Source organism: Agromyces mediolanus (assembly GCF_014648575.1).
In the GTDB taxonomy this organism is placed as follows: Bacteria; Actinomycetota; Actinomycetes; order Actinomycetales; family Microbacteriaceae; genus Agromyces; species Agromyces mediolanus.
Genome location: NZ_BMRJ01000008.1, coordinates 20,366 through 42,061, shown reverse-complemented (window position 1 = coordinate 42,061; position 21,696 = coordinate 20,366). Strand labels below are relative to the sequence as shown.

Here is a 21,696-nt window from a genome sequence, read left to right as displayed (position 1 = left end):
TTCACCCGTCGGGGCGGGGGTGGGGCATCAGCCGGGCGAGGGAGATGCGTGGTACCTCGGGACGACTCCCGCGGGATGACGGGCGCTGGGCGGGCTCAGGCGGCGTGCCTGGGCTGCTCGGAGAGCTCGAAGCTGAAGCGGCGGCGGTGGCCACGACGGCGGGCGCGCAGCCGCTCCGCGCGGGCGAGCGACTCGGGGTCGAGCGCGCCGACGCGGTCGACGGAGGTGGGGCGCAGATGGTTGCCGTCCCTGGCGCACGCGCAGGGCAGACGGGTCTCCTCGCCGAGCGGGCCGAAGACGAACTCGAGGTGGCGGGCCATCCGGTCTCCCTCCGTTCGCGATGCGCCTACTGGAGGGATGCGGATGCGGCGCGATCATGACGCGGATCGCGCCACGGATTATTCGATCGCCTTCAACTCGATGCTGATCTGCTCGGCGTCGAGATCCTCGAGGGCCGCGCTCAGGGAGGCCGCGCTGAACCGGCCCTCGTCGCGCGCGTCGAGCAGGGCGTCGCGCTGGGCGCGGATCATCCGCAGCCGCAGCTGGCGCACCCGCTCGGGATCGACGAGGCGGCGCTGGCCGGGCTCGGGCCCGGGCTGGCTCTCGGGCTCGGGCTGGCTCTCGGCCGGCGGGGCGGCCCCCGCCGAGGCATCCGCCCCCTCGACCTCGGCGAGCTCCTCGTCGGAGTCCTCGCCGACGCCCTCCTGGTTCGAGAGCTGCCAGGCGGCGCGCATGCGCTCGGCCATGGCGCGGATGGCGGGATCCTCCGAGCCGGAGAGCTCGGTCATCGCGGCCGACTGCAGCACGTGCCGGAGTTCGCGGCGCTCGGCGGCGCCGTCCTCGGGGTCGCGGGCGGGCATCACCCAGCGCACCAGCCACGGCAGGGTGCCGCCCTGGATCAGCAGCGAGCCGATCGCGACGAGGAAGGCGATGAAGACGAGCAGCGAGCGGTTGGGCGTGTCCGAGGGGAGGGTCTGCGCCGCCGCGAGCGTCACGACGCCGCGCATGCCCGCCCAGACGACCACGGTGCCCTCGCGCCAGCCGAGCCGCTCGTCGAGGTAGTAGTCGATGTCGGCGACGCGGCGGCGGAACATGGAGCGCATCCGGTCGGCCTGCGCGGGGGAGGCCTTCGGGTGCACCGGGATCGCGGCGCCCGGGTTCGTCTGTTGCTTCGTGCGGATGAACTCGCGGATGCCCTCGGCGCGCTTCGCCCGGCGGGCGAGCCCGGCGAACAGCGGGGCGACGTACGCGGCGCGGATCAGGATCGTGGCCGCGAGGGCGATCGCGGCGAGCCCTGCCGCGTGCCAGGCGCCCGAGTGCGCGGTCTCGACATCGTCGACGATCGCGGTGAGCTCGAGCCCCATGATGAGGAACACGGCGCCCTCGAGCACGAGCTCCACCGTGCGCCAGTTCTGCGCATCGGACAGGCGATGCTGCGGACTCAGGAACTTCGCCGCGCCGCGCCCCGTGACGAGCCCCGCGACGACGGCCGCGACGAGCCCGGAGGCGCCGAAGTGCTCGGCGGGGATCGAGGCGAGGAACGGCATCGTGAAGGAGATGACGGTGTTCACGGTCGGGTTCATCACGCGCGCCCGAACCCGCAGGTTGACCCAGCCGATGACGACGCCGATCACGGCTGCGAGCACGACGGAGTAGACGAAGGAGCCCGCGACGCTCCAGAGCGAGACCGTCGCCGCCATGCCCGCGATCGCCGAGCGCAGCAGCACGAGCGCGCTCGCGTCGTTGAGCAGGCTCTCGCCGTCGAGCATCGCCACGACGCGCGGCGAGACGCCGAGCCGCTTCACGATCGAGGTCGCCACCGCGTCGGTCGGGCTCACGATCGCGCCGAGCGCGATGCCGGCGGCGATGCCGAGGTCGGGGATGAGCCACGCGAAGAGCAGCCCGAGCAGCACCGAGGTGACCACGACCAGCACCACCGAGAGACCGCTGATCGCGCCGAAGTCGCGGCGGAACTCCATCGCCGGCATCGAGACGGCGGCCGAGTAGAGCAGCGGCGGCAGCACGCCCGCGATGATCCACTCCGGGTCGACCTCGAAGGCCGGCACGATCGGCAGGAGGCCGACGCCGAGCCCGACCAGCACGAGCAGGAGCGGCGCGGCGACGCCGAGCTTCGGCGCGAACGCCGTCGCCGCGGCGATGGCGAGGAGCGCGAGCACGGCGGCCAGCAGCAGATCCATGGGGACATTCTGCCGTGCCCCGCCCGGCCGGCGCACGGGCGTCGGCGGGGTGTGCTGGGCTGGGGGCATGGGGTACGAGACGGACTTCCTCGGGGGCGAGCTGCCCATGCCGGTGCCGCTGCCCATGCCGCTCGACGCGGCCGAGCCCGACACGGTGCTGCTGGACTACGTGCACTTCTCGGTGCGGCTCGACCAGTTGCGGCGGCTGGCCCGGGTGACGGGCGTCAACCTCGACGGGGCGCAGCTCGTCGAGCGCGAACGCTCGGGCGACCGCTGGCGGCTCGACCCGCGCATCCCCGCCGACTGGCAGGCCGGCCCCGGCGTCTACGCCGACAACCCGCTCGACCGCGGCCACCTCGTGCGCCGCCGCGATCCGGTCTGGGGCGATCCGGCCGTCGCCGCCCGGGCGGAGTCCGACACCTTCCACTACCCGAACGCCGCGCCGCAGGCCGCGGGCTTCAACCAGTCCAAGCAGCTGTGGCTCGGCCTCGAGGATCACGTGCTCGCCTTCGGCGAGACCGAGGGGCTGCGGCTCAGCGTCTTCACCGCGCCCGTGCTCGCCGCGGACGACCCGCCGTATCGGGGCATCCGGCTGCCGCGCCGCTTCTTCAAGGTCGTCGCCTGGCTGCGCGGCGAGCGGCTCGCCGCGGCGGGCTTCGTGCTCGACCAGTCCGCGCTCATCGCCTCGATCGTCGAGCGCGAGGCGACGCCGGGCCGCTCGGCATCCGGCGCACTGCCCGAGCTCGGCGGCTTCCGCACCTTCCAGGCGCCGATCGCTGAGATCGCCGAACTCGCCCGGCTCGCGATGCCGCAGCTCGTCGCCGCCGACCGGATGCCCCGGGCCGTCGCCGCGAGCGGCTGGCGCGAGCTCTCCGGGCCCGAGGAGCTGATGCTGTAGCGCCGCGGCGGGGCAGGCGTACCGTGGGGAGTGAGCACATCGACACCGGGGTCGAGGAGGTCGTCATGTCGGTCATCGCCTGGATCGGGCTGGGGCACATGGGTGCGCCGATGGCGGGGAACCTCGTCGCGGCGGGTCACGAGGTGCGCGGCTTCGACGTCGCCGCCGAGGCCGCGGCGGATGCCTCGGCCAGGGGCGTGCGCGTCACGGCCTCCATCGCCGAGGCCGTCGCCGGAGCCGAGGCGGTCTTCACCTCGCTGCCGCGCAGCGAGCACGTGCGCGCCGTCTACGAGGGCCCGGGCGGCGTGTGGGAGACCGCGCCCGCCTCGGCGCTGCTGCTCGACACCTCCACCGTCGACGTCGAGACCTCGCGCTGGTGCCACGAGCAGTCGGGGGCCCGAGGCATCCGCTTCGTCGACGCGCCCGTCTCGGGCGGCATCGCCGGCGCCGCCGCCGGCACGCTCACCGTCATGCTCGGCGGCGAGGCCGAGGCGACGGCGCTCGCCCGCGGCTTCGTCGAACCCTTCGCCGGGCACGTCTTCGAGCTCGGCGGGGCGACGAGCGGCATCGCCGCCAAGCTCGCGAACAACCTCATGCTCTTCGTCTCACTGCTGGGCGTCGCCGAGGGGGCGGCGCTCGCCGCGTCGCTGGGCCTCGATCCCGAGCGCTTCTTCGAGGTGGCGGCCGTCTCGTCGGGGGAGTCCTGGCCGCTGCGCACCTGGTACCCCGCGCCGGGCGTCGTGCCGACGAGTCCGGCGAACCGCAACTTCGACGCGACGTTCACGGCCGCGCTCGCCGAGAAGGATCTGTCCTTCGCGGTCGAGGCCGCCGGGGCGGCCGGGGTGCGCACGCCGGCGGCCCGGATCGCGCTCGATCAGTTCGAGCGGCTGATCGGCGAGGGCTACGGCGCGAAGGACTGCAGCCTCATCGCGAAGTTCGCCTCGCCCGACGGGCGCATCGCGGGGTTCGATCCGCAGGCCTGAGGAGGCGCGCCGCCCGGTGCTCGCGGTGCCGAGCCTCTGGCCGGCTCAGCGCTCGCCGCGCTGCACCGCGTCGATGACCTCGCCGAGCCGGTCGCGCAGCGAGCCGAGCTCCTCCAGGGTCATGCCGAGCCGGTCGACGACCTGCGGCGGGATGCCGAGCGCCTGCTCGCGCAGCGCCCGGCCCGAGGGGGTGAGCTCGACGTCGAGGGCGCGCTCGTCCTTCGTGCTGCGCTGCCGGGTCAGATAGCCCTGCGCCTCGAGGCGCTTCAGGAGCGGCGAGAGGGTGGCGGGCTCGAGCTGGAGGGCGGCGCCGAGGTCGCGGACCGTGCGGGGGCTGCGCTGCCACAGCGCGAGCATGACGAGGTACTGCGGGTGGGTGAGGCCGAGCGGCTCGAGGATGGGACGGTAGACCCCGATCACGCCGCGGGCGGCGACGGCGAGGGCGAAGCACACCTGATTCTCGAGGGCCAGAAGGTCGATGGGCTCGCCGTCGATCTCGACGATCGAGGCATCCGTGCGGTCGTCGCTCGCGCGCTGCTCCTGCATGGTCACTCCTCCAGTATTGCGCATGAGCTAATAATTAGTACACTAATGATTGTGACACGAAGAGAACACCCCGCAGGCGACTCGCCCCGACGGGGGTACGCGGGCCTCATCGACAAGCTCAACGCGAAGCTCCTGCCGTACATCGGGCCCCCGCCCCTCGGCCCCTACGACGAGGAGCCCGTCGCCGAGCGCCCGCCGGCCTGCCCGCTCTGCGGCAAACCGATGTCGGAGCACGACATCGACCGCTCGGGCGAGCGCACGCAGCTGCACTGCCCGAGCTGATCGCCGCGGCCGCCGCCCCCTCCCATCGTCCGGGCTCCCGCCGCTAGGCTCGAAGGCGGGCATCGGAGTCGGAAGGGAGCCCGCATGCGCTGGTTCCGTCGGAGGCGTCCGAAGTTCAAGCCGTTCGACCGCGCCGCCCTGCCGGAGGTCCAGCCGCCCAGCGTCGAGGAGATGATCGACGAGGGCGTGATGCTCGCCGAATCGGCGGGCCGGATGACGCTCCGCAACCGCTTCGTGGTCGAGGCGCTGCGCGGAGAGGAGCGCTACGACGACGACCGTGCCGCCGCGGCCGCGCGCGAGGTGCTGTACGAACTCGTGCAGCAGGCCGACGCGACCGCCGAGCTCTCCGCCGAGGATCGCGAGACCGCCGCGAAGCGCGAGGGCAAGGCGAAGCACCAGCACGACTACCGCCGCGCCGACACCGGCAACCTGCGCCGCCGCGAGAAGGTCTACACCTCGGTCGCGAAGCGGCTCTGGGAGCTGCGCGAAGACCCCGAGTACCTGCGCGAGTTCGCCACCCGCGCGCGCGACGAGGCGTGGAACGACGTCGCCGGTGCGATCGAGGCCAGGCTCGACCGTGAGTGGCCGCAGATCGAGGTGGATGCCGAGTACGAGCTCGCCCGCCCACAGCGCATGCGCGAGCTCTTCGAGGACCTCGAGCGCGCCGTCGAGACGGCCGAGCTGAAGCGCGCCGAGCGCGAAGATCCCTTCCACGGGTACGTGGGCTGACGATGCGCGTCCCCTGGAGCGACGGCCGCTGGACCCGCGAGCCCGCCTCGACCGAGCAGCGCGGCGACGCGCTCGTCGTGCGGGCGCTGGAGGGCAGCGACTACTGGCGCGAGACGCTGTACGGCTTCGTGCACGACGACGGGCACGCCCTGCTCGGTGCGTGGCCGGCGGATGCCGCGATCGAGGTCTCCTTCGACAGCGCCTCGCTCAGCGAGCTCTACGACCAGGCGGGGCTCATGCTCGTCGCCGGCCCGGAGCGCTGGGTCAAAGCGGGCATCGAGCTGAGCGACGGCGTGCCCCAGCTCGGGGCGGTCGTGACCGACGGCCGCTCGGACTGGTCGATGGCGCCCGTGCCCGAGTGGGCGGGGTGCATCGTGACCATCCGCGCGAGCCGGATCGCCGATGCCGTCGTGCTGCGCGCTCGGGCCGACGACGGGCCGTGGCGTACGTTCCGGGTGACGCCGTTCCCGTCGGACGCGTCGGCCGGGCCGATGGTCTGCGCGCCCTCGCGCGACGGCCTCGAGGTGACCTTCACCGCCTGGCGGCACGTGGCGGCCGACACCGAGCTGCACGCCGACCCGCCGGTCATGGTTCGCTGAGCTCGTCGAAGCGGCTGGTTCGCTGAGCTTGTCGAAGCGGCTGGTTCGCTGAGCCCGTCGAAGCGTCGGTTGGTTCGCTGAGCCCGTCGAAGCGGCTGGTTCGCTGAGCTTGTCGAAGCGCTCGGACGGGCTCGCTTCGACAAGCTCAGCGAACCAAGCTCAGCGAACCAAGCTCGGCGAACCAAGCTCGGCGAACGGCTACGCCGGCGCGATCGCGTGCCCGTGCCGGAACAGCTGCTGCGGGTCGACTTCGGCCTTGATCCGGCGCAGCCGGGCGAGCGTCTCGGGCGGGTACATGGCGCGGATGACGTGCTCACCGCGCTCCTCGGAGAAGTTGCCGTAGACGCCGCTGAGTCGGCCGAGCACGCCCTCGTGCAGCGCACGGAGCTCGGCGACCTGCTGCTCGGGGGCGTCCTGCGGCAGCACCGCGTTGACCACGACGAAGGTCTCGGCGTCGCGGAAGGCGATCGGCGTCGCCTCGGCGGGCACCCGTCCGAAGGCGCCGCCCAGGGTGCGGAGCAGCAGCATCGTGGGCGCCGGACCGGCCAGTGCCGCGAGGCAGGCCTCGAGCAGCGCGTCGTCGAGCTCGGGCGCGAAGCCGTTGCCGCCGACGAAACGGAACGGCGGCTTGCCCGGCGGGGCGTCCTCGAGCAGCTCGGAGTAGGCGACCGGCCCGAGCACCGTCTCCTCGAGCGAGTCGAGCGCGAGCAGCGGCGCGAGCGTCTCGCGCAGCTCGGCCTCGCTGCCGCGCCGGGCGACGGCGACCATGGGGCCCGCCGGCACCTCGGGGGCGAACGGCGGGAAGACCAGCAGCGTCGAGTTCAGCGCCTCGTCGGCGCGCACGACCTCGCGCCAGGCTCGGAGCACCGCCGGGGCATCCGCCTGTGCGAAGCGCAGATGACCGCCCGCGAGCCCGTCGGCGGGCACGGCCTCGAAGGTGAAGGAGGTGACGACGCCGAAGTTGCCGCCGCCGCCGCGGATCGCCCAGAACAGCTCGGGGTGCTGCTCGGCGTCGACCCGCAGCACCTCGCCCGCCGCCGTCACGAGCTCCGCGGAGCGCAGCGCGTCGACCGTGAGCCCCTGTTGGCGGACGAGCCAGCCGATGCCGCCGCCGAGCGTGAGGCCGCCGACGCCGACGTCGCGGGTGTCGCCCGAGCTCACGCCGAGGCCCGCGGGCTCGAGTGCGGCGGCCACATCGCCCCAGCGCGCACCGCCGCCCACCGTGACGAGTCGCCCCTCGCCGAGGGAGACGCCGTCGAGCTCGGCGAGGTCGATGACCAGGCCGCCGTCGACGGGCTCGCTGCCGTGCCCGCCGGAGCGCACCGCGATCGGCGCGCCATGCTCGGCGGCGACGCGCACGGCGGCCGCGACGTGCTCCGCGCTCGCCGGGCGGACCACCGCCTCGGGGGAGCCGACGCCGGCGAAGACCGCGCGCCCGGCGTCGTACTCGGAGTCGCTGGGCCCGAAGGCGCGGCCGGGAAGGACCTGCTGCAACGCTGCGAGGATCGGCATGCGCGCCAGTGTGCCACCCGCCGCCGACGTCCGCACGTTCGCTGAGCCGGAGTGGTTCGCTGAGCCGGTCGAAGCGCGCTGTGGTTCGCTGAGCCTGTCGAAGCGCTGCGGTGGGCTCGCTTCGACGAGCTCAGCGAACCAGGCGCTGCGGCGGGCTCAGCGAACCAGGCGCTGCGGCGGGCTCAGCGAACCAGGCGCTTCGACGAGCTCAGCGAGCCAAGCTCAGCGAACCAGTCACTCTCCGCTCGGGTGCGCCTTCGCCCGGTCGATCACCCAGGCGTAGGCGAACGCCCGCTCCCGCCAGGAGGCGTAGCGCCCGGAGACGCCGCCGTGCCCGGCCGCCATCTCGATCCGCAGCAGCGGCTCGGCGCCGGCGTCGCGCAGCCGGGCCACCCACTTCGCGGGTTCGACGTAGAGCACTCGGGTGTCGTTCAGCGAGGTGACCGCGAGGATCGGCGGGTAGTGCCGCCCGCCGTGCTCGCCGTCGCGCACGTTCTCGTAGGGCGAGTACGACTTCATGTACGCGTACACCTCGGGGTCGTGCAGCGGGTCGCCCCACTCGTCCCACTCGATGACGGTGAGCGGCAGCGAGGGGTCGAGGATCGAGGTCAGCGGGTCGACGAAGGGCACCTCGGCGAGGATGCCGCTGAACGCCCCGGGGGCGAGGTTCGCGACGGCGCCCATCAGCAGGCCGCCGGCGGAGCCGCCCTGGGCGACAAGCCGGTCGGGTGCGGTCCAGCCCTCGTCGCTCAGGTGCCGGGCGACGGCGACGAAGTCGCTGAAGGTGTGCTTCTTGCGGAGCTTCTTGCCGTCCTCGTACCAGTGCCGGCCGAGCTCGCCGCCGCCGCGCACGTGGGCGACGGCGAAGATCATGCCGCGGTCGAGCAGCGAGAGCCGGGCGACGCCGAAGCCGGGGTCGATCGAGTGCTCGTAGGAGCCGTAGCCGTAGAGCAGGGTCGGCGCGGGGGTGCCGGGCGTCACGAGGTCGTGCCGGTAGACGAGCGAGATCGGCACGCGGGTGCCGTCCTCGGCCGTCGCCCATTCGCGGCGCTGCACGTAGCGGGCGGGGTCGTAGTCGCCGAGCACGGGCTGGCGCTTGCGCAGCCGGCGCTCGCCGGTGGCGACGACGACGTCGAACACGGTCGAGGGCGTGACGAAGCTCGTGTAGCCGATGCGCAGCTGCGGCTGCACCCAGTCCGGGTTGCCGCGCACGCCCACGGCGAAGAGCTCCTCGTCGAAGGCGAGCTCGTGCAGCGTGTCGTCGGCGGTGGCCCCCTCGGGGATGCCGGCGGCGGGAACCTTCGCGATCGCGACCCTGGGCAGCCCGCCGCGGCGGTACTCGACGGCGACGAAGTCGCGGAAGGCATCCACGCCCTCCAGCCGCACCGCCGGGTCGTGCGGCAGCAGCATGCGCCGCGGGCCCTCGGGGTCGTCGGCGGCCACCGAGACGAGCTCGAAGTTCGGGGCGCCGTCGTTGTGCGTGATGAGCAGCCGGTCGCGCCCGCCCGCGACGAGGTGCTCCACGTCGTACTCGACGCCCTCGCGGCGCGGCCACACGACGCGGAACTCGCCGGTCGGGTCGTCGGCGTCGAGCAGGCGGGTCTCGCTCGTGATGTTCGAGCCCGCCTCGATGACGAGGAAGCGGCGGCTCCGGGTCATCCCGACGCCGAGCCAGTAGCGCTCGTCCGGCTCGGAGAAGACGCGGACGTCGGCGGATGCCTCGGTGCCGACCTCGTGCCGCCAGATCGTGTCGGGCCGCCAGGACTCGTCGACCGTCGCGTAGAAGACGAAGCGTCCGCTGGGGTCGAACAGGGCGCCGCCGGAGGTGCCGGGGATGACGTCGTCGAAGGTGCGGCCGGAGCCGTCGATCGCCCGGATGCGCAGCTCGTATCGCTCGTCGCCCTCGACGTCGACGCCGGTGAGCAGCAGCGTTCCGTCGGCGGAGACGTCGAAGCTGCCGAGCGCGAAGAACTCGTGCCCCTCGGCCTCGGCGTTCTCGTCGAACAGCAGCTGTTCGCCCGGCAGCGCCTCGCCGCCGGACTCGGGCAGCACGGGCGGCTCCCAGTCGTCGGGGCCGGCCGCGGGCACGCGGCAGTGGATGCCGTACTCGGCGCCCTCGCGGGTGCGGGTGAAGTACCACCACTCGCCCTCGCGCGTCGGCACGGAGAGGTCGGTCTCCTTCGTGCGCGCCCGGATCTCCTCGAACACCTGCTCGGTGAGGAGGGAGAGGTGCTCGGTCTTCGCCTTGGTGTACGCGTTCTCGGCGTGGAGGTGCGCGAGCACCTCGGGGTCGTCCTTCTCGCGCAGCCACTCGTAGTCGTCGGTCACCACGTCGCCGTGGTGCTCTCGCTGGATCGGTCGCTTGGGGGTCACGGGCGGAGTGAGCACGTCCCCACGCTACCCCCGGCCGGCCTCCGGGGACCGGGCGCATCCGAAGCTGAGAATCCGTTTCGCCGCGGGAGCGCGCTTAGGTTAGCCTTAGCTGCTCTCATCAGAGCCATCCTCCGTCCACACCCAGGAGACGCCCGTGCTCGCCAACTATCTGATCGGCCTCCGCGAAGGCCTCGAGGCCGGCCTCATCGTCGGCATCCTGGTGGCGTACCTCGGCAAGACCGGCCGCCGCGACCTGCTCGGGCGGCTCTGGATCGGCATCGGCATCGCCGTCGCGATCTCCCTCGGCGTCGGCGCGCTGCTCACCTGGGGCCCGTACGCGATGACGTTCCAGGCGCAGGAGATCCTCGGCGGCGTGCTCTCGCTCCTCGCCGTCGCGATGGTCACCTGGATGATCTTCTGGATGGGCACCCACGGCCGCACGCTCTCGAGCGAGCTGCGGGGGCAGGTGGATGCCGCGATCGAGCGCTCCGCCTGGGCGATCGTGCTGCTGGGCGCCCTCTCGGTCGGCCGCGAGGGCGTCGAGACCGCGCTCTTCGTGTGGGCGAACGTCGCCGGCGGCAGCGACCCCGTGCTCGGCACCGTCGGCGCGCTCGCCGGCATCGCCACCGCGATCGTGATCGCCTGGGGCATCTCGAAGGGCCTCGTGCGCTTCAACCTCGGCGCGTTCTTCACCTGGACCGGCCTCTTCCTGATCCTCGTCGCTGCCGGGGTGCTCGCCTACGGCATCGGCGACCTCCAGGAGGCCTCGGTGATCCCGGGCTGGGGCACGCCGGCCTACAGCCTCACCCAGCTCATCCCCGCCGGCGGCTGGCTCGACACCCTCCTCGGCGGCATCTTCAACTTCACCCCAGAGCCCACCTGGGCGCAGGTCATCGGCTGGACCGCGTACGTCGCCGTCACGATGGCGCTCTACCTCGTGATGCTGCGTCGCCGGCACACCGCCGCCGCGGCACCCCCTGCCCCGGCCGCCGCTGCCGCGGCCGGCTGAACCGCGACCCCGTCGGCCAGCCGACCCCCGCCGCCAGCAGTGCCCAGATCCGTCCACCGACCCTTGGAGCATCCATGACCCGCCGTGCCCTGCCCGTCGCCGTCGCCGCGACCGCGCTCACCGCGCTCGCCCTGAGCGGTTGCGTCGCGAAGTCCGAGCTCGCTCAGGCGATCGCCGTCGAGATCAGCGACGACGCCTGCGCCGTGGCCACCGGCACCGCCCCGGCGGGAGCCGTCACGTTCTCGCTCACGAACTCCGGCAGCGACGTGAACGAGTTCGAGATCCTCGCCGAGGACCAGCTCCGCATCGTCGGCGAGAAGGAGAACGTGACCCCGGGCCAGACGGTTGACTTCACCGCGCAGCTCGAGCCCGGCACGTACTACACCGCGTGCAAGTTCCAGCAGGTCGGAGCCCCCGTCGGTCTCGCCGAGTTCACCGTGACCGGCGAGGCATCCGCCGTCTCGGCCGACGAGCAGGCGCTCAGCGACCAGGCCGTCACCGAGTACCTCGCCTACGTGCGCTCGCAGACCTCCGAGCTGCTGCCGCTCGTGCAGCAGCTCGCCGACGCCTACGCAGCGGGCGACGACGAGGCGGCGCGCGCCCTGTTCGCGACGGCGCGCGTGCCCTACGAGCGCATCGAGCCCACCGCCGAGGCGTTCGGCGACCTCGACCCGAAGATCGACTTCCGCGAGGTCGACGCCGTCGCCGACGGCCTCGACTGGACCGGCTTCCACCGCATCGAGAAGGACCTGTGGGCGCCGAAGCCCGGCGAGCTCAACTCCGACGGGCAGGACGCGCTGAAGGACTGGGCGCCCTCGACCCCCGAGGAGCGGAAGGCCTACGCCGACGGCCTCGTCGCCGACGTCACCCAGCTGCACGAGCTCGTCACGGACTCCGCGTTCGCGGTGTCGCTCGCCGACATCTCGAACGGCGCCATCGCTCTCCTCGACGAGGTCGCCGCCGGCAAGATCACCGGCGAGGAGGACTGGTGGAGCGGCACCGACCTCTCCGACGTCGCCGCCAACGTGCAGGGCGCCGGCGTGGCGTTCGGCGCGGTGCGCGCGCTCGCCGAGTCGAAGGGCGACGAGGGCACGGCGCTCGCGGACGAGATCGACGGGCGCTTCACCGCGCTCGAGGACGAGCTCGCGAAGTACGGCTCGCTCGACGCGGGCTTCGTCGACTACGCGACGCTGACGGATGCCGACCGGAAGGCGCTGAGCGACCGCGTGAACGCGCTCGCCGAGCCGCTGTCGCAGCTCACCGCCACGGTGCTCGGAGTCTGACCACGATGACCGAGCCGGGCGTCCCCGCCGAAGCCGAACGGGTCGAGCCCGGACGGGCCGAGCCCGAGTCCCGCGGCGTCTCCCGCCGCGGGCTGCTCGGCCTGCTCGGCGCGGGGGCGGCCGGTGCCGCGGCGGGCTTCGCGGGCGGCGCGGCGACCGCGGGCGTCGCCCTCACGGCGGGCGCCCACGGCGGCGGCGCGGCCGGGGCATCCGTGTTCCCCTTCTACGGGGCGCACCAGGCCGGCATCACCACGCCGGCGCAGGACCGGCTGCACTTCGCCGTCTTCGACCCCGACCCCGGCCTCGACCGCGAGGGCCTCATCGGGCTGCTCAGCGACTGGACGGCCGCGGCGGCCCGGCTCAGCCAGGGCCTCGAGGTCGCCGAGGGCGGCGCGGTCGGCGGCTCCGACTACGCGCCGCCGGCCGACACCGGGGAGGCGCTCGGCCTGCCCGCGTCCGGCCTCACGATCACCTTCGGCTTCGGCCCGGAGGTCTTCGAGACCGCCGATGGCGGGGACCCGTTCGGGCTCGCGGCCCGTCGCCCGCCCGAGCTCGTGGCGCTGCCGAGGTTCCAGGGCGACGCCCTCGAGCCGGCGCGCACGGGCGGCGCGCTCTGCATCCAGGCCTGCGCCGACGACCCGCAGGTGGCCGTGCACGCCATCCGCAACCTCAGCAGGATCGCCTTCGGGCGCGCGACGCTGCGCTGGTCGCAGCTCGGCTTCGGCCGCACCTCCTCGACGTCGACGGCGCAGGCGACGCCGCGCAACCTCTTCGGCTTCAAGGACGGCACCGCGAACATCAAGGCCGAGGAGCCCGGCGTCGCCGACGAGCACGTCTGGGTGCAGCCCGGCGACGAGCCGGCCTGGCTCGCCGGCGGCTCGTACCTCGTGGCGCGGCGCATCCGCATGGTCATCGAGAACTGGGACCGGGTGCAGCTCGGCGAGCAGGAGCAGCTCGTCGGCCGCTCGAAGGGCGAGGGAGCGCCGCTCTCCGGCGGCACCGAGTTCACCGAGCCGGACTTCGAGGCCGCCGGGCCGACGGGCGCGCCGCTCATCGATCCGGCCTCGCACGTGCGGCTCGCGCATCCGAGCGTGAACGGCGGAGCGCGGCTGCTGCGGCGCGGCTACAACTTCGTCGACGGCAACGACGCGCTCGGGCGGCTGGACGCCGGGCTGTTCTTCCTGTCGTTCCAGCGCTCGCCGGAGCAGTTCGTGCGGGTGCAGACTTCGCTCGCGGCCGACGGGCTGAACGAGTATCTGAAGCACGTCGGCTCGGCGATCTTCGCCGTGCCCGGCGGGGTCGCCGTGGGAGAGTTCGTGGGGCAGCGGCTGTTCGACTGAGCCGCCCGCGCGCCTACTCCTGCGTGGAGCGCGCGCCCTCGACGACGGCCCAGCGGTCGCCGCCGAGCGGCTGCAGCTGGCCGGAGACGTCCTCGCCGTCGCGGACGGCCGTGAAGTCGATCGCGCCGGGCGTGCCGCCGACGATGCCTTCGCCGCCCGAGAAGAGCGGCTGTTCGTAGCCGATCGCGATCATCGCGTCGCGGCGCTGGCCCTGGTCCCAGTTGCCCGAGAGGAAGCCGAGCAGCGCGACGCCGGAGAGCGGCCCCGCGACGACGAGCACGTAGCCGAGGTCGCGCATCCAGCGGTGCTCGCGGCCCGCGATCGCGAAGACTGCGCCGGTGAGCAGGACGAGCCCGGAGAAGACGAGCGGCCACGGGCTCCACGGCTCGAGGACGACGACGGGGGAGTCGAGGGCGAGGGCGGGCGGCACCCGGTCAGGCTACCGGAGGGCGCTGCGCGCGGCCTGCGTCGCGCTCGCGGGAGCCGTGCGCTCAGCCGAGGCCGGTCTTCGTCCAGTCGAGGTTGAGCTCGTCGCCGATGTAGACCGCCTCGCCGAAGTCGTGGATCTGCGGGTTCATGCGCAGCAGCTGCTGCTGGGGCAGGTCGAAGCGTTGCGCGATGTCGAAGAAGCTGTCGCCCGAGACGACGGTGTAGCGGACGGGCATGCCGTCGCCGTCGAGGACCGGGGTGCCGGTGGCGCCCGGAATCGAGCCGAGGTCGACGGCGGGCCCCGGCTCGACGACGGGCGCGGGGTCGTTCGGCACGGGCTCGGGCGCGGGCGGCGGCTCGGGCGCCGCCACCGGGGCGGTGGGCGTCGGGGTGGGCGTGGGCGTCGGCGTGGCCGTGACGGTGACGAGGACAGTCTCGGCCGGCGGCGGCGAGGTCGGGGTGCACGCGGCGAATCCGACGATCGCGAGCGGGACGAGCGCGGCGGCGCCGAGCGCGCGGCGGTGCCGCGCGATGCTGGGGACTGGCCTCACGAGGGCTCCTCATCGATCCGGTGGGCTCGGCCAGCCTAGTCGCGGATGCCGCCGCCGGACCGGTTTTCGGCGGGGATGTGGAACACACCCTCCGGCCGGGTTCAGGGCCCGACCGCCGTGCGGATCCGCTCGAGGGCCGCCGCCAGCGCGAGATCCCCGACGCCGGCGTAGCCGAGCACGATGCCGGCCGGGCCGGCCGGTCGGCCGGCGGCATCCGGCCCGGCCCCGTCCTCGTGCACGGCGTACTGCGCGAGCGGGGCGACGATCACGCCCTGCTCGCCCAGGCGTGCGACGAGCTCGCGTTCCGCCGCGCGGTCCGGGAGCTCGAGCACCGCGTGCAGTCCGCCGTCGATCGCGGTGAGCCGGGCCCGCTCGGGGTCGAGGTCGCCGAGCGCGTCCTGCACGAGCCGACGCCGGTGCGCGTACTCGCGGCGGGTCGCCGCGATGTGCCGCCGCAGCGCGCCGCGCCCGAGATAGTCGGCGACGGCGAGCTGCACCGGCCCGGCCACGGGGGTATCGAGCTCGGCGCGGGCGGTCGCGACGGCCGCGCGCAGGCCGGCGTGCGCGGGCAGCACGAGGTAGCCGAGCCGCAGCCAGGGGGTCAGCACCTTCGAGAAGCTGCCGACGAGCACGACCCGTTCGCCGCCGTCGAGCGAGGCGAGGGCGGGCAGCGGTGCGCCGGTGTGCCGGAACTCGCTGTCGTAGTCGTCCTCGACGACGAAGGCGTCGGCTCGGGCCGCGAGCTCGAGGAGCGCGAGTCGATCGGCGACCGGCAGTCGCCCGCCGAGCGGGTACTGGTGGCTGGGGGTGACCATCACCGCGTCGAGCCGAGCGCGGCCGCGCCGCTGCAGGGCGCGTTCGAGCGCGCCGAGCTCGAGGCCGCCGTCGGCGAGGGGCAGCGGCACTGGTGCGGCCCCGTGCCGCTCGAGCGCCCGGCGTCCGGCGGGGTATCCGGGGTCCTCGACGCCGACGCGCACCCCCGCGCCGCGGAGGGCGACGAGCGCCCGCGCGACGAGGGCCAGAGCCTCGCTCGTGCCGGCGGCCACGACGACGTCCTCGGGTGCGCAGTGCACCCCGCGGGCGCTCCGCAGGTGCTCGGCGATCGCGGTGCGCAGGGCGGGCACGCCGAGCGGCGGCGGCGACCATGAGGGCGGATGGGCGGCGGCGGCCCGCCAGGCGGCGCGCCACGCCCGCTCGTCGAGGCGCACCGTGGAGGGGACGCCGGGCGAGAGGTCGGCGACGAGCCCCCTGGCGGGGGAGTCGCCGGCCGGGGAGGCCGGGGCATCCGGGGCATCCGACCGGCCGCCGTCGGCGGGTCCCTGCGCCTGACGCGGCCCGAGCTCGGCGACCCGCGTCGCCGCGCCCTGCCGGAGCTCGAGGTAGCCCTCGCCCGCGAGCTGCTCGTAGGCGGCCACGACGGTGCTGCGGGCGACCGCGAGCTCGCGCGCGAGGCCGCGCGTGGATGGCATCGCGTCGCCGGCGCGCAGACGGCCGTCGAGGATGTCGCGCCGGAGCGCCGCGACGAGCTGGGCGACGAGGCCGGCGCCCGGACGGCGGTCGAGGAGGATGAGCGGCTCGGCCATGGCTCCCAACTGGTCTGTATGAACGTCTCTGAACTGGACTGCACACAGTACCAGTGCGCGAGCGAGACTGCGTGCATGACTTCCTCCCCCCGCCGTGTCCGCCGTATGCCCGAGCGTGAGCGCCACGAGCGCGCCGAGCTCGACGCCCTGCTCGACCAGGAGCTCGTCGGCCACCTCGCGGTCGTCGCCGACGGCCAGCCCCTCGTGATCCCGATGGCCTATGCCCGGGTCGGGGACGAGCTGCTGCTGCACGGCTCCACCGGAGGCGGCTTCGCACTGCGCGCGGCGGCCGAGCGCGCGACCGTCGCCTTCGCGGTCACCTCGCTCGACGGGCTCGTCTACGCCCGCTCGCTCTTCGACAGCTCCATGAACTACCGCAGCGCCGTCGTCTACGGCGTGCTCGAGGAGGTGCCCGCGGCCGAGGAGCACGACGCGCTCGTGGCGCTCTCGGCCCACCTCATGCCCGGCCGCCCGGCCGAGGTGCGCGACACCACCAAGAAGGAGTACGCGGCGACGCGGGCGCTGCGGCTGCCCATCGCGGAGTTCGTGATGAAGGCCCGCGCCGCCGGCGTCGGCGAGGCCCCCGACGACGGCGAGGACCACGCCGCCTGGGCGGGCGTGGTGCCGCTCGGCCGCGCCTGGGGCGAGCCCGAGCCCTCGCCGCTCACCCCGGCGGGCACTCCGCTCCCCGAGTCGGTGCGCCGCCTCACGGGCGTCTGAGGTGCCCCGGCCGCAGGAATAGGGCGATCGCCGGATGCCCCGTCGGTACCTCAGTCGCGAGGCTCGGAGTACCGAACAGGGGAGAAGACCATGGAATTCGCAGACGCCGTGCTCGCCACGAGCACCTACGCCGCCGATCTGCGACGCGCCGAGCTGGTGCTCGAACTGCGCCGCGCCGCCGAGGAGCGCGCCGCCGGTCGCACTGCGTGACGATCGCCGATCCGCTGACGGCGGAGCCGGGACGCGCCGTCGGTGGTGCGTGGCAGCATAAAGAGGTGACCACCTCCGCCAGCGCCATGATCGGCCGCGACGCCGAGCTCGCCTGGCTCGACGGGCTGCTCGGCGAGGCCGAGGCCGGCATGCCCCGCACGGTCGTGGTCGGGGGCGAGGCGGGCATCGGCAAGAGCCGGCTCATCCGCGAGTTCGCGGCCCGCGTGGGCGCGAACGGCGCGGCGCCCGGCCCGAGCGGCATCGCCCGGGTCGTCGTCGGCCAGTGCGTCGACCTCGGCACCGTGGCCGCGCCCTACGCGCCCATCAAGGCGGCGCTGCGCAGCCTCGTCTCCGAGATCGGCGCCGAGCGCGCCCTCGACACCGTCGGCCCGGGGCGCGCGGCGTTCGTCGCGCTTCTGCCCGAGCTGGCCGAGTCCGGCGCGGCGGGCGAGCCGGTGCCGGCCGTGGCCGGCGGCCCCGGGGCGAGCGGGCAGCTGCACGAGGCCGTCGCGGTGCTCCTCGAGACGGTGTCCCGCGAGCGGCCGCTCGTGCTCGTGGTCGAAGACCTGCACTGGATCGACCCGGCGAGCCTCGGCCTGCTGCGTTTCCTGGTGCGCGCGCTCACCGCCAGCCGGGTGATGCTGCTGCTCAGCTACCGCAGCGAGGACGTCACGCGCGGGCATCCGCTGCGGCCCTTCCTCGCCGAACTCGAGCGCGACCGCTGGGTCGACCGTCGCGAGCTGTCCCGACTGTCGCGCGACGAGGTGCGCGAGCTCGCCGCCTCCCTGGCCGGCAGCTCGCCCGACGAGGCGCTGCTCGACACCCTCTTCCGCCGCAGCGACGGCGTGCCGTTCTTCGTCGAAGAGGTCGTCGGGCTCGACGGCTGCAGCGACGAGGGGCAGCTGCCCGACACGCTGCGCGACCTGCTGCTCGCCCGCTACGAACGGCTGAGCGACGAGGCGCAGCAGCTGCTCCGGCTCATCGCGACCGGCGGGGTGCGGGTCGCGCACCCCCTGCTCACCCGCGTCTTCCGCGGCGGCGACGACGAGCTCGACGAGGCCGCGCGAGAGGCGGTGCTCGGCGGCGTGCTCGTCGTCGACGGCGAGGAGTACGGCTTCCGGCACGCCCTCGTGCGCGAGGCGATCCTCGCCGACATCCTGCCGGGCGAGCGGGCCAGGTTCCACGCCCGCTACGCGGAGGCCTACGAGGCGCTCGCGGCGGCGGGCAGCCGTCGGCTCGCGGCCGAGATCTCCTACCACTGGCTCGGCGCGAACGACGCGATGCGGGCGTTCCCCGCCACGGTGCAGGCCATGCGCGAGGCCAGGGCGGCCTCCGCCTTCGCCTCTGCGGCGCAGCTCGGCGAGCGGGCGCTCGCCCTGTGGGACGTGGTAGACGGCGCCACGGCCGGTGGGTCGGCCGGCGGCACCGGCGGCACAGACGACGCGGATGGCGCGGACGGCGGGTCCGCCGGCGGCGGCGCGGCGAAGATCGCGGGCATGAGCCGCACCGAGCTGATGGGGCGCACCGCATCCCACCTCCGCAATGCGGGCGAGAACGACCGCAGCCTCGCCGTGCTCAAGGCGGCGCTCGCCGAGTGCCCGCGCGACGACCCGAACTATCCGAGGCTGCTGCGCGACCGGGCGCTCACGCTCGGCAGCGACGGCCGACCGGGCTCCATCCCGCTGCTGCTCGAGGCGCTCGACGTGCTCGGGCCCGACGGCCCGGCCGAGCTGCGCGCCTCCGTGCGCACCTCGCTCGCCGGACGCTACATGATCGACGGGCGGCTGCCCGAGGCGGCCGAGATGGCGCAGAGCGCGCTCGAGCTCGCCGAGACGATCCACGCCCCGCGGCTCGCATCCGTCGCGTTGAACATCGCCGCGGTCAGCCGCGCCCACCTCGAAGACCCGCTCGGCGCGGCCGAGCAGCTCGAGCGGGCGAAGCAGCTCGCCGAGGGCGACGGTTCCGCGCTCCTCCGCTACTGGGTCAACGCCTCCGACCTCTACAACCTGCTCGGCGACTACGAGCTCGCGATCGAGCTGGCCGAAGAGGGGCTCGGCCGGGCCCGGGCGACCGGGCTCGAACGCAGCAGCGGGGTCATCCTCGCCTCGAACGCCGTCGATCCGCTGTTCGCCCTCGGTCGCTGGCAGCGCGGGCTCGAGCTCATCGAACGGGCGCTGGCGCTCGATCCGCCCGAGCCGTTCAAGATCTACCTGTGGCGCGCCGAGGCCTGGGCCGAGCTCTGGCGCGGCGACCTCGCGAGCGCCGACCACGTGCTGCGCACGAACCGCGCCGCGATGAACGCCGTCGGCGAGGTCGAGCTGCAGACCCGGCAGAGCGTGGGTCGTGTCGCGACCGAGATCGCACTGGCCCACGGCGACGTCGTGACCGCGTGGCGCGAGGCCGCGCCGTTGCTCGACGAGCACGAGGGGGCCATCGCCGGCTACGGACTGCCCTACGCCTGGGCGCTCGCGCGCACGATCGCCGCCGCACGTTCCGGGCACGCCGCCGCGAACGCCGAGCAGGCCGAGCTGCTCGCCACCGCCGATGCGGCCGAGCCCCGCTTGCGGGCGCTGCTCGATCGCTTCGCGCACTGGCCGATGCACTCGCTCTGGCTCGCCCTGATCGATGCGGAGCTCGAGGCCGACCACGAGCGCGCCGTCGAGGCGTGGCGCCGGGCCGTCGACGCGGTCGACGACCCGCGGGCGCTGCGGCTGCTCCGGCCCTACGCCCGGCTCCGGCTCGGCGAGGCCGAGCTCGAGGCGGGAGCGCGGCAGGCGGCGAAGGCGACGCTGCAGCTCGCGCACGACGAGGCGGAGCGGTACGGCATCGGCGCGGTGCTCGCCTCGGTGGTGCGCGTCGCGAGCGCCGCGGGGCTCGCGCTCGAGGGGGCCGGGGCGGGTCGTGCGGTCGGCGTCACCGACGCGGTCGACGCCGTCGCGGATGCCACGGCCGAGCTGACCGCCCGCGAGCGCCAGGTGCTCGCGCTCATCGCCGAGGGGCTCAGCAACCGGCAGATCGGTGAACGGCTGTTCATCAGCGGCAAGACGGCGAGCGTGCACGTCTCCGCCATCCTGCGCAAGCTCGGTGCGGCCACCCGCACCGAGGCGGTCTACCGGGCCGGGCTGGCGACGACGCCGCCGGCGTAGCGCCGGCGGCACTCCGGCACGGCTGGGAGTCTGCCGACCCCCGGCGGTTCGCCGTTCGAGCGGGCGTAGGCTGAGCGAGGAGGTACGACGTGACCGCTCTGGACGACATCCCCTTCTCCACTATGGACGGCGAGCAGCGCTCGCTCGCGGACTACGCGGGCCAGACGGTGCTCGTGGTGAACGTGGCCTCGCGCTGCGGCCTCACCCCGCAGTACGCGAAGCTCGAGGAGCTGCAGCGGCGCTACGCCGACCGCGGCTTCACGGTGCTCGGCTTCCCGAGCAACCAGTTCCTGCAGGAGCTGGGCAGCAACGAGGCGATCAGCGAGTTCTGCTCGACGACGTACGGCATCTCCTTCCCGGTGCTCGACCGGGTGCGGGTCAACGGCCGCAACGCCCACCCGCTCTACCAGGAGCTGAAGCAGACGCCGGATGCCTCGGGCAAGGCCGGCCGCGTCACCTGGAACTTCGAGAAGTTCCTCGTCTCGCCCGCTCGCGAGGTCACGCGCTTCCGGCCGACGACGGAGCCCGACGCCCCCGAGGTGGTCGAGGCGATCGAAGCGTCGCTCGCCGCCTCCTGAGCCGGGAGCGTGGCCTCCTGAACCGGTAGCGTGGTGGGTCGAGCACCAAGGAGCCCCACCCGCATGAAACCCGGACCCCGGCGCAGCATCAGCCAGGCCGACATCGTCGACGCCGCGTTCGAGATCCTCGAGGAGAAGGGCTTCGCCGCCGTCTCCGTGCGCGCGGTGGCGGCCGCGCTCGGGCTCACCCCGACGGCGCTCTACACGTACTTCCCCTCCAAGGGCGCGCTGCAGGCCGCGATGATCGAGCAGCTGCTCGCCGGCGTCGCCGAGGCTGACGCCGGGTCCGAGCCCGCCGAGCCGGCCTGGCGCGAGCGCATCCACGCGGTCGCCGCCGCGCTGCGCGCCCGCATCGCGGGCCACGCCGGCTCGATCGCCCTGCTCACGAGCGGCCCGCTCGACGGCGAGCGGTCGCGGGACGTCGCCGAGGCGCTCATCGCCGCATTCGCCGAGGCGGGCCTGGGCGCCGACGAGGCGGCGCGCGCCGGGCACGCGGTGCGGGCGCAGGTCATCGGTGCGGCGGCGCTGGATGCCGCGGCCGCGGCCACCCCGGAGCAGACCCCGGCCCCGCAGACCCTCTGGAAGGAGCCGAGCCGGCATCCCCGGCTCGAGGCATCCGCCCATCTCGGGCTCGACACGGGCGAGGCCGACGAGGCATCCCGGCGCTGGGCCCTCGACCGCCTCATCGACGGCCTGCTCGCCTCGGCGTAACCAGTCGATCCGGTCG

20 protein-coding genes are annotated in these 21,696 nt (G+C 74.3%); 12 read left to right on the top strand and 8 right to left on the bottom strand.

From position 1 onward, the window contains the following. Nucleotides 1-95: 95 nt before the first annotated feature. Both IEY71_RS17860 and IEY71_RS17855 read right to left on the bottom strand, forming a co-directional pair. Complete coding sequence (locus IEY71_RS17860; RefSeq protein WP_189086739.1) at nucleotides 96-320, bottom strand: hypothetical protein; 225 nt, start codon at nucleotides 318-320, stop codon at nucleotides 96-98. A gap of 78 nt (nucleotides 321-398) precedes the next feature. Next, nucleotides 399-2,198: a cation:proton antiporter gene (locus IEY71_RS17855; protein ID WP_189086738.1), complete on the bottom strand. Its 1,800-nt coding sequence runs from the start codon at nucleotides 2,196-2,198 to the stop codon at nucleotides 399-401. A gap of 67 nt (nucleotides 2,199-2,265) precedes the next feature. Here IEY71_RS17855 and IEY71_RS17850 point away from each other — a divergent pair, with 67 nt between their 5' ends. Both IEY71_RS17850 and IEY71_RS17845 read left to right on the top strand, forming a co-directional pair. Then, complete coding sequence (locus IEY71_RS17850) at nucleotides 2,266-3,096, top strand: DNA/RNA non-specific endonuclease (RefSeq protein WP_229781850.1); 831 nt, start codon at nucleotides 2,266-2,268, stop codon at nucleotides 3,094-3,096. 23 nt (nucleotides 3,097-3,119) lie between these two features. Continuing rightward, the gene (locus IEY71_RS17845) at nucleotides 3,120-4,079 is read left to right on the top strand and encodes an NAD(P)-dependent oxidoreductase (protein WP_308426169.1); all 960 of its coding nucleotides are present in this window, start codon (nucleotides 3,120-3,122) and stop codon (nucleotides 4,077-4,079) included. A 45-nt stretch (nucleotides 4,080-4,124) separates the two neighbouring features. Here IEY71_RS17845 and IEY71_RS17840 read toward each other — a convergent pair whose 3' ends face one another. Then, nucleotides 4,125-4,625: a MarR family winged helix-turn-helix transcriptional regulator gene (locus IEY71_RS17840; RefSeq protein WP_189086736.1), complete on the bottom strand. Its 501-nt coding sequence runs from the start codon at nucleotides 4,623-4,625 to the stop codon at nucleotides 4,125-4,127. A 51-nt stretch (nucleotides 4,626-4,676) separates the two neighbouring features. Here IEY71_RS17840 and IEY71_RS17835 point away from each other — a divergent pair, with 51 nt between their 5' ends. The 3 genes from IEY71_RS17835 to IEY71_RS17825 all read left to right on the top strand — a co-directional run bounded on the left by IEY71_RS17835 (nucleotide 4,677) and on the right by IEY71_RS17825 (nucleotide 6,235). Next, nucleotides 4,677-4,907 carry a hypothetical protein gene (locus IEY71_RS17835; protein ID WP_229781849.1) on the top strand — a complete coding sequence of 77 codons (231 nt, stop codon included), beginning with the start codon at nucleotides 4,677-4,679 and terminating at the stop codon, nucleotides 4,905-4,907. Between the two features lie 84 nt (nucleotides 4,908-4,991). Beyond that, the gene (locus IEY71_RS17830) at nucleotides 4,992-5,636 is read left to right on the top strand and encodes a hypothetical protein (protein WP_189086734.1); all 645 of its coding nucleotides are present in this window, start codon (nucleotides 4,992-4,994) and stop codon (nucleotides 5,634-5,636) included. Between the two features lie 2 nt (nucleotides 5,637-5,638). Next, on the top strand, nucleotides 5,639-6,235 hold the full coding sequence (locus IEY71_RS17825; protein ID WP_189086733.1) for a DUF1349 domain-containing protein: 597 nt from the start codon (nucleotides 5,639-5,641) through the stop codon (nucleotides 6,233-6,235). Between the two features lie 198 nt (nucleotides 6,236-6,433). On the opposite strand, the gene IEY71_RS17820 is transcribed toward IEY71_RS17825, so the two are convergent. Together IEY71_RS17820 and IEY71_RS17815 are read right to left on the bottom strand one after the other, a co-directional pair. Next, nucleotides 6,434-7,747 carry an FAD-binding oxidoreductase gene (locus IEY71_RS17820; protein ID WP_189086757.1) on the bottom strand — a complete coding sequence of 438 codons (1,314 nt, stop codon included), beginning with the start codon at nucleotides 7,745-7,747 and terminating at the stop codon, nucleotides 6,434-6,436. 234 nt (nucleotides 7,748-7,981) lie between these two features. Then, a complete protein-coding gene (locus IEY71_RS17815) occupies nucleotides 7,982-10,135 on the bottom strand; it encodes a S9 family peptidase (RefSeq protein WP_189086732.1) in 2,154 nt (717 codons plus the stop codon). Nucleotides 10,136-10,274: 139 nt separating this feature from the next. Here IEY71_RS17815 and efeU point away from each other — a divergent pair, with 139 nt between their 5' ends. The 3 genes from efeU (at nucleotide 10,275) to efeB (ending at nucleotide 13,752) form a co-directional block, all read left to right on the top strand. After that, entirely contained in the window at nucleotides 10,275-11,129 is an 855-nt protein-coding gene (efeU, locus tag IEY71_RS17810; protein ID WP_189086731.1) for an iron uptake transporter permease EfeU, read from the top strand. 74 nt (nucleotides 11,130-11,203) lie between these two features. Next, nucleotides 11,204-12,412, top strand: a complete 1,209-nt coding sequence (gene efeO / locus IEY71_RS17805; RefSeq protein ID WP_189086730.1) for an iron uptake system protein EfeO — start codon at nucleotides 11,204-11,206, stop codon at nucleotides 12,410-12,412. Nucleotides 12,413-12,417: 5 nt separating this feature from the next. Further along, nucleotides 12,418-13,752: an iron uptake transporter deferrochelatase/peroxidase subunit gene (gene efeB, locus IEY71_RS17800; RefSeq protein ID WP_189086729.1), complete on the top strand. Its 1,335-nt coding sequence runs from the start codon at nucleotides 12,418-12,420 to the stop codon at nucleotides 13,750-13,752. Nucleotides 13,753-13,765: 13 nt separating this feature from the next. Here the strand turns inward: efeB and IEY71_RS17795 are convergent, their stop codons facing one another. From IEY71_RS17795 to pdxR, 3 genes are all read right to left on the bottom strand, one after another. Continuing rightward, complete coding sequence (locus IEY71_RS17795) at nucleotides 13,766-14,182, bottom strand: hypothetical protein (RefSeq protein ID WP_189086728.1); 417 nt, start codon at nucleotides 14,180-14,182, stop codon at nucleotides 13,766-13,768. Between the two features lie 61 nt (nucleotides 14,183-14,243). Continuing rightward, entirely contained in the window at nucleotides 14,244-14,732 is a 489-nt protein-coding gene (locus IEY71_RS17790) for a LysM peptidoglycan-binding domain-containing protein (protein ID WP_189086727.1), read from the bottom strand. Between the two features lie 101 nt (nucleotides 14,733-14,833). Next, nucleotides 14,834-16,315 carry a MocR-like pyridoxine biosynthesis transcription factor PdxR gene (pdxR, locus tag IEY71_RS17785; protein ID WP_189086726.1) on the bottom strand — a complete coding sequence of 494 codons (1,482 nt, stop codon included), beginning with the start codon at nucleotides 16,313-16,315 and terminating at the stop codon, nucleotides 14,834-14,836. Nucleotides 16,316-16,390: 75 nt separating this feature from the next. Between pdxR and IEY71_RS17780 the strand changes: the two genes are divergently transcribed. The 4 genes from IEY71_RS17780 to IEY71_RS17765 all read left to right on the top strand — a co-directional run bounded on the left by IEY71_RS17780 (nucleotide 16,391) and on the right by IEY71_RS17765 (nucleotide 21,680). Further along, nucleotides 16,391-17,035 (top strand): pyridoxamine 5'-phosphate oxidase family protein, encoded by a 645-nt coding sequence (locus IEY71_RS17780; RefSeq protein WP_229781848.1) that lies wholly within the window; start codon nucleotides 16,391-16,393, stop codon nucleotides 17,033-17,035. Between the two features lie 275 nt (nucleotides 17,036-17,310). Beyond that, nucleotides 17,311-20,391, top strand: a complete 3,081-nt coding sequence (locus IEY71_RS18590) for a helix-turn-helix transcriptional regulator (RefSeq protein ID WP_189086725.1) — start codon at nucleotides 17,311-17,313, stop codon at nucleotides 20,389-20,391. 122 nt (nucleotides 20,392-20,513) lie between these two features. Then, nucleotides 20,514-20,969, top strand: coding sequence for a glutathione peroxidase (locus IEY71_RS17770; RefSeq protein WP_189086755.1), 456 nt, complete (start codon nucleotides 20,514-20,516; stop codon nucleotides 20,967-20,969). Between the two features lie 63 nt (nucleotides 20,970-21,032). Next, nucleotides 21,033-21,680 carry a TetR/AcrR family transcriptional regulator gene (locus IEY71_RS17765; RefSeq protein ID WP_189086724.1) on the top strand — a complete coding sequence of 216 codons (648 nt, stop codon included), beginning with the start codon at nucleotides 21,033-21,035 and terminating at the stop codon, nucleotides 21,678-21,680. Nucleotides 21,681-21,696 lie beyond the last annotated feature (16 nt).

Bases quoted from the DNA above. Each gene is read 5' to 3' on its own strand.
- IEY71_RS17770 (WP_189086755.1), top strand. From the start codon at position 20,514: ATGGACGGCGAGCAGCGCTCGCTCGCGGACTACGCGGGCCAGACGGTG.
- IEY71_RS17780 (WP_229781848.1), top strand. From the start codon at position 16,391: ATGACTTCCTCCCCCCGCCGTGTCCGCCGTATGCCCGAGCGTGAGCGC.
- IEY71_RS17855 (WP_189086738.1), bottom strand. From the start codon at position 2,198: ATGGATCTGCTGCTGGCCGCCGTGCTCGCGCTCCTCGCCATCGCCGCG.
- IEY71_RS17830 (WP_189086734.1), top strand. From the start codon at position 4,992: ATGCGCTGGTTCCGTCGGAGGCGTCCGAAGTTCAAGCCGTTCGACCGC.
- IEY71_RS17765 (WP_189086724.1), top strand. From the start codon at position 21,033: ATGAAACCCGGACCCCGGCGCAGCATCAGCCAGGCCGACATCGTCGAC.
- pdxR (WP_189086726.1), bottom strand. From the start codon at position 16,315: ATGGCCGAGCCGCTCATCCTCCTCGACCGCCGTCCGGGCGCCGGCCTC.
- efeO (WP_189086730.1), top strand. From the start codon at position 11,204: ATGACCCGCCGTGCCCTGCCCGTCGCCGTCGCCGCGACCGCGCTCACC.
- IEY71_RS17820 (WP_189086757.1), bottom strand. From the start codon at position 7,747: ATGCCGATCCTCGCAGCGTTGCAGCAGGTCCTTCCCGGCCGCGCCTTC.
- IEY71_RS17850 (WP_229781850.1), top strand. From the start codon at position 2,266: ATGGGGTACGAGACGGACTTCCTCGGGGGCGAGCTGCCCATGCCGGTG.
- IEY71_RS17860 (WP_189086739.1), bottom strand. From the start codon at position 320: ATGGCCCGCCACCTCGAGTTCGTCTTCGGCCCGCTCGGCGAGGAGACC.
- IEY71_RS17825 (WP_189086733.1), top strand. From the start codon at position 5,639: ATGCGCGTCCCCTGGAGCGACGGCCGCTGGACCCGCGAGCCCGCCTCG.
- efeB (WP_189086729.1), top strand. From the start codon at position 12,418: ATGACCGAGCCGGGCGTCCCCGCCGAAGCCGAACGGGTCGAGCCCGGA.
- IEY71_RS17840 (WP_189086736.1), bottom strand. From the start codon at position 4,625: ATGCAGGAGCAGCGCGCGAGCGACGACCGCACGGATGCCTCGATCGTC.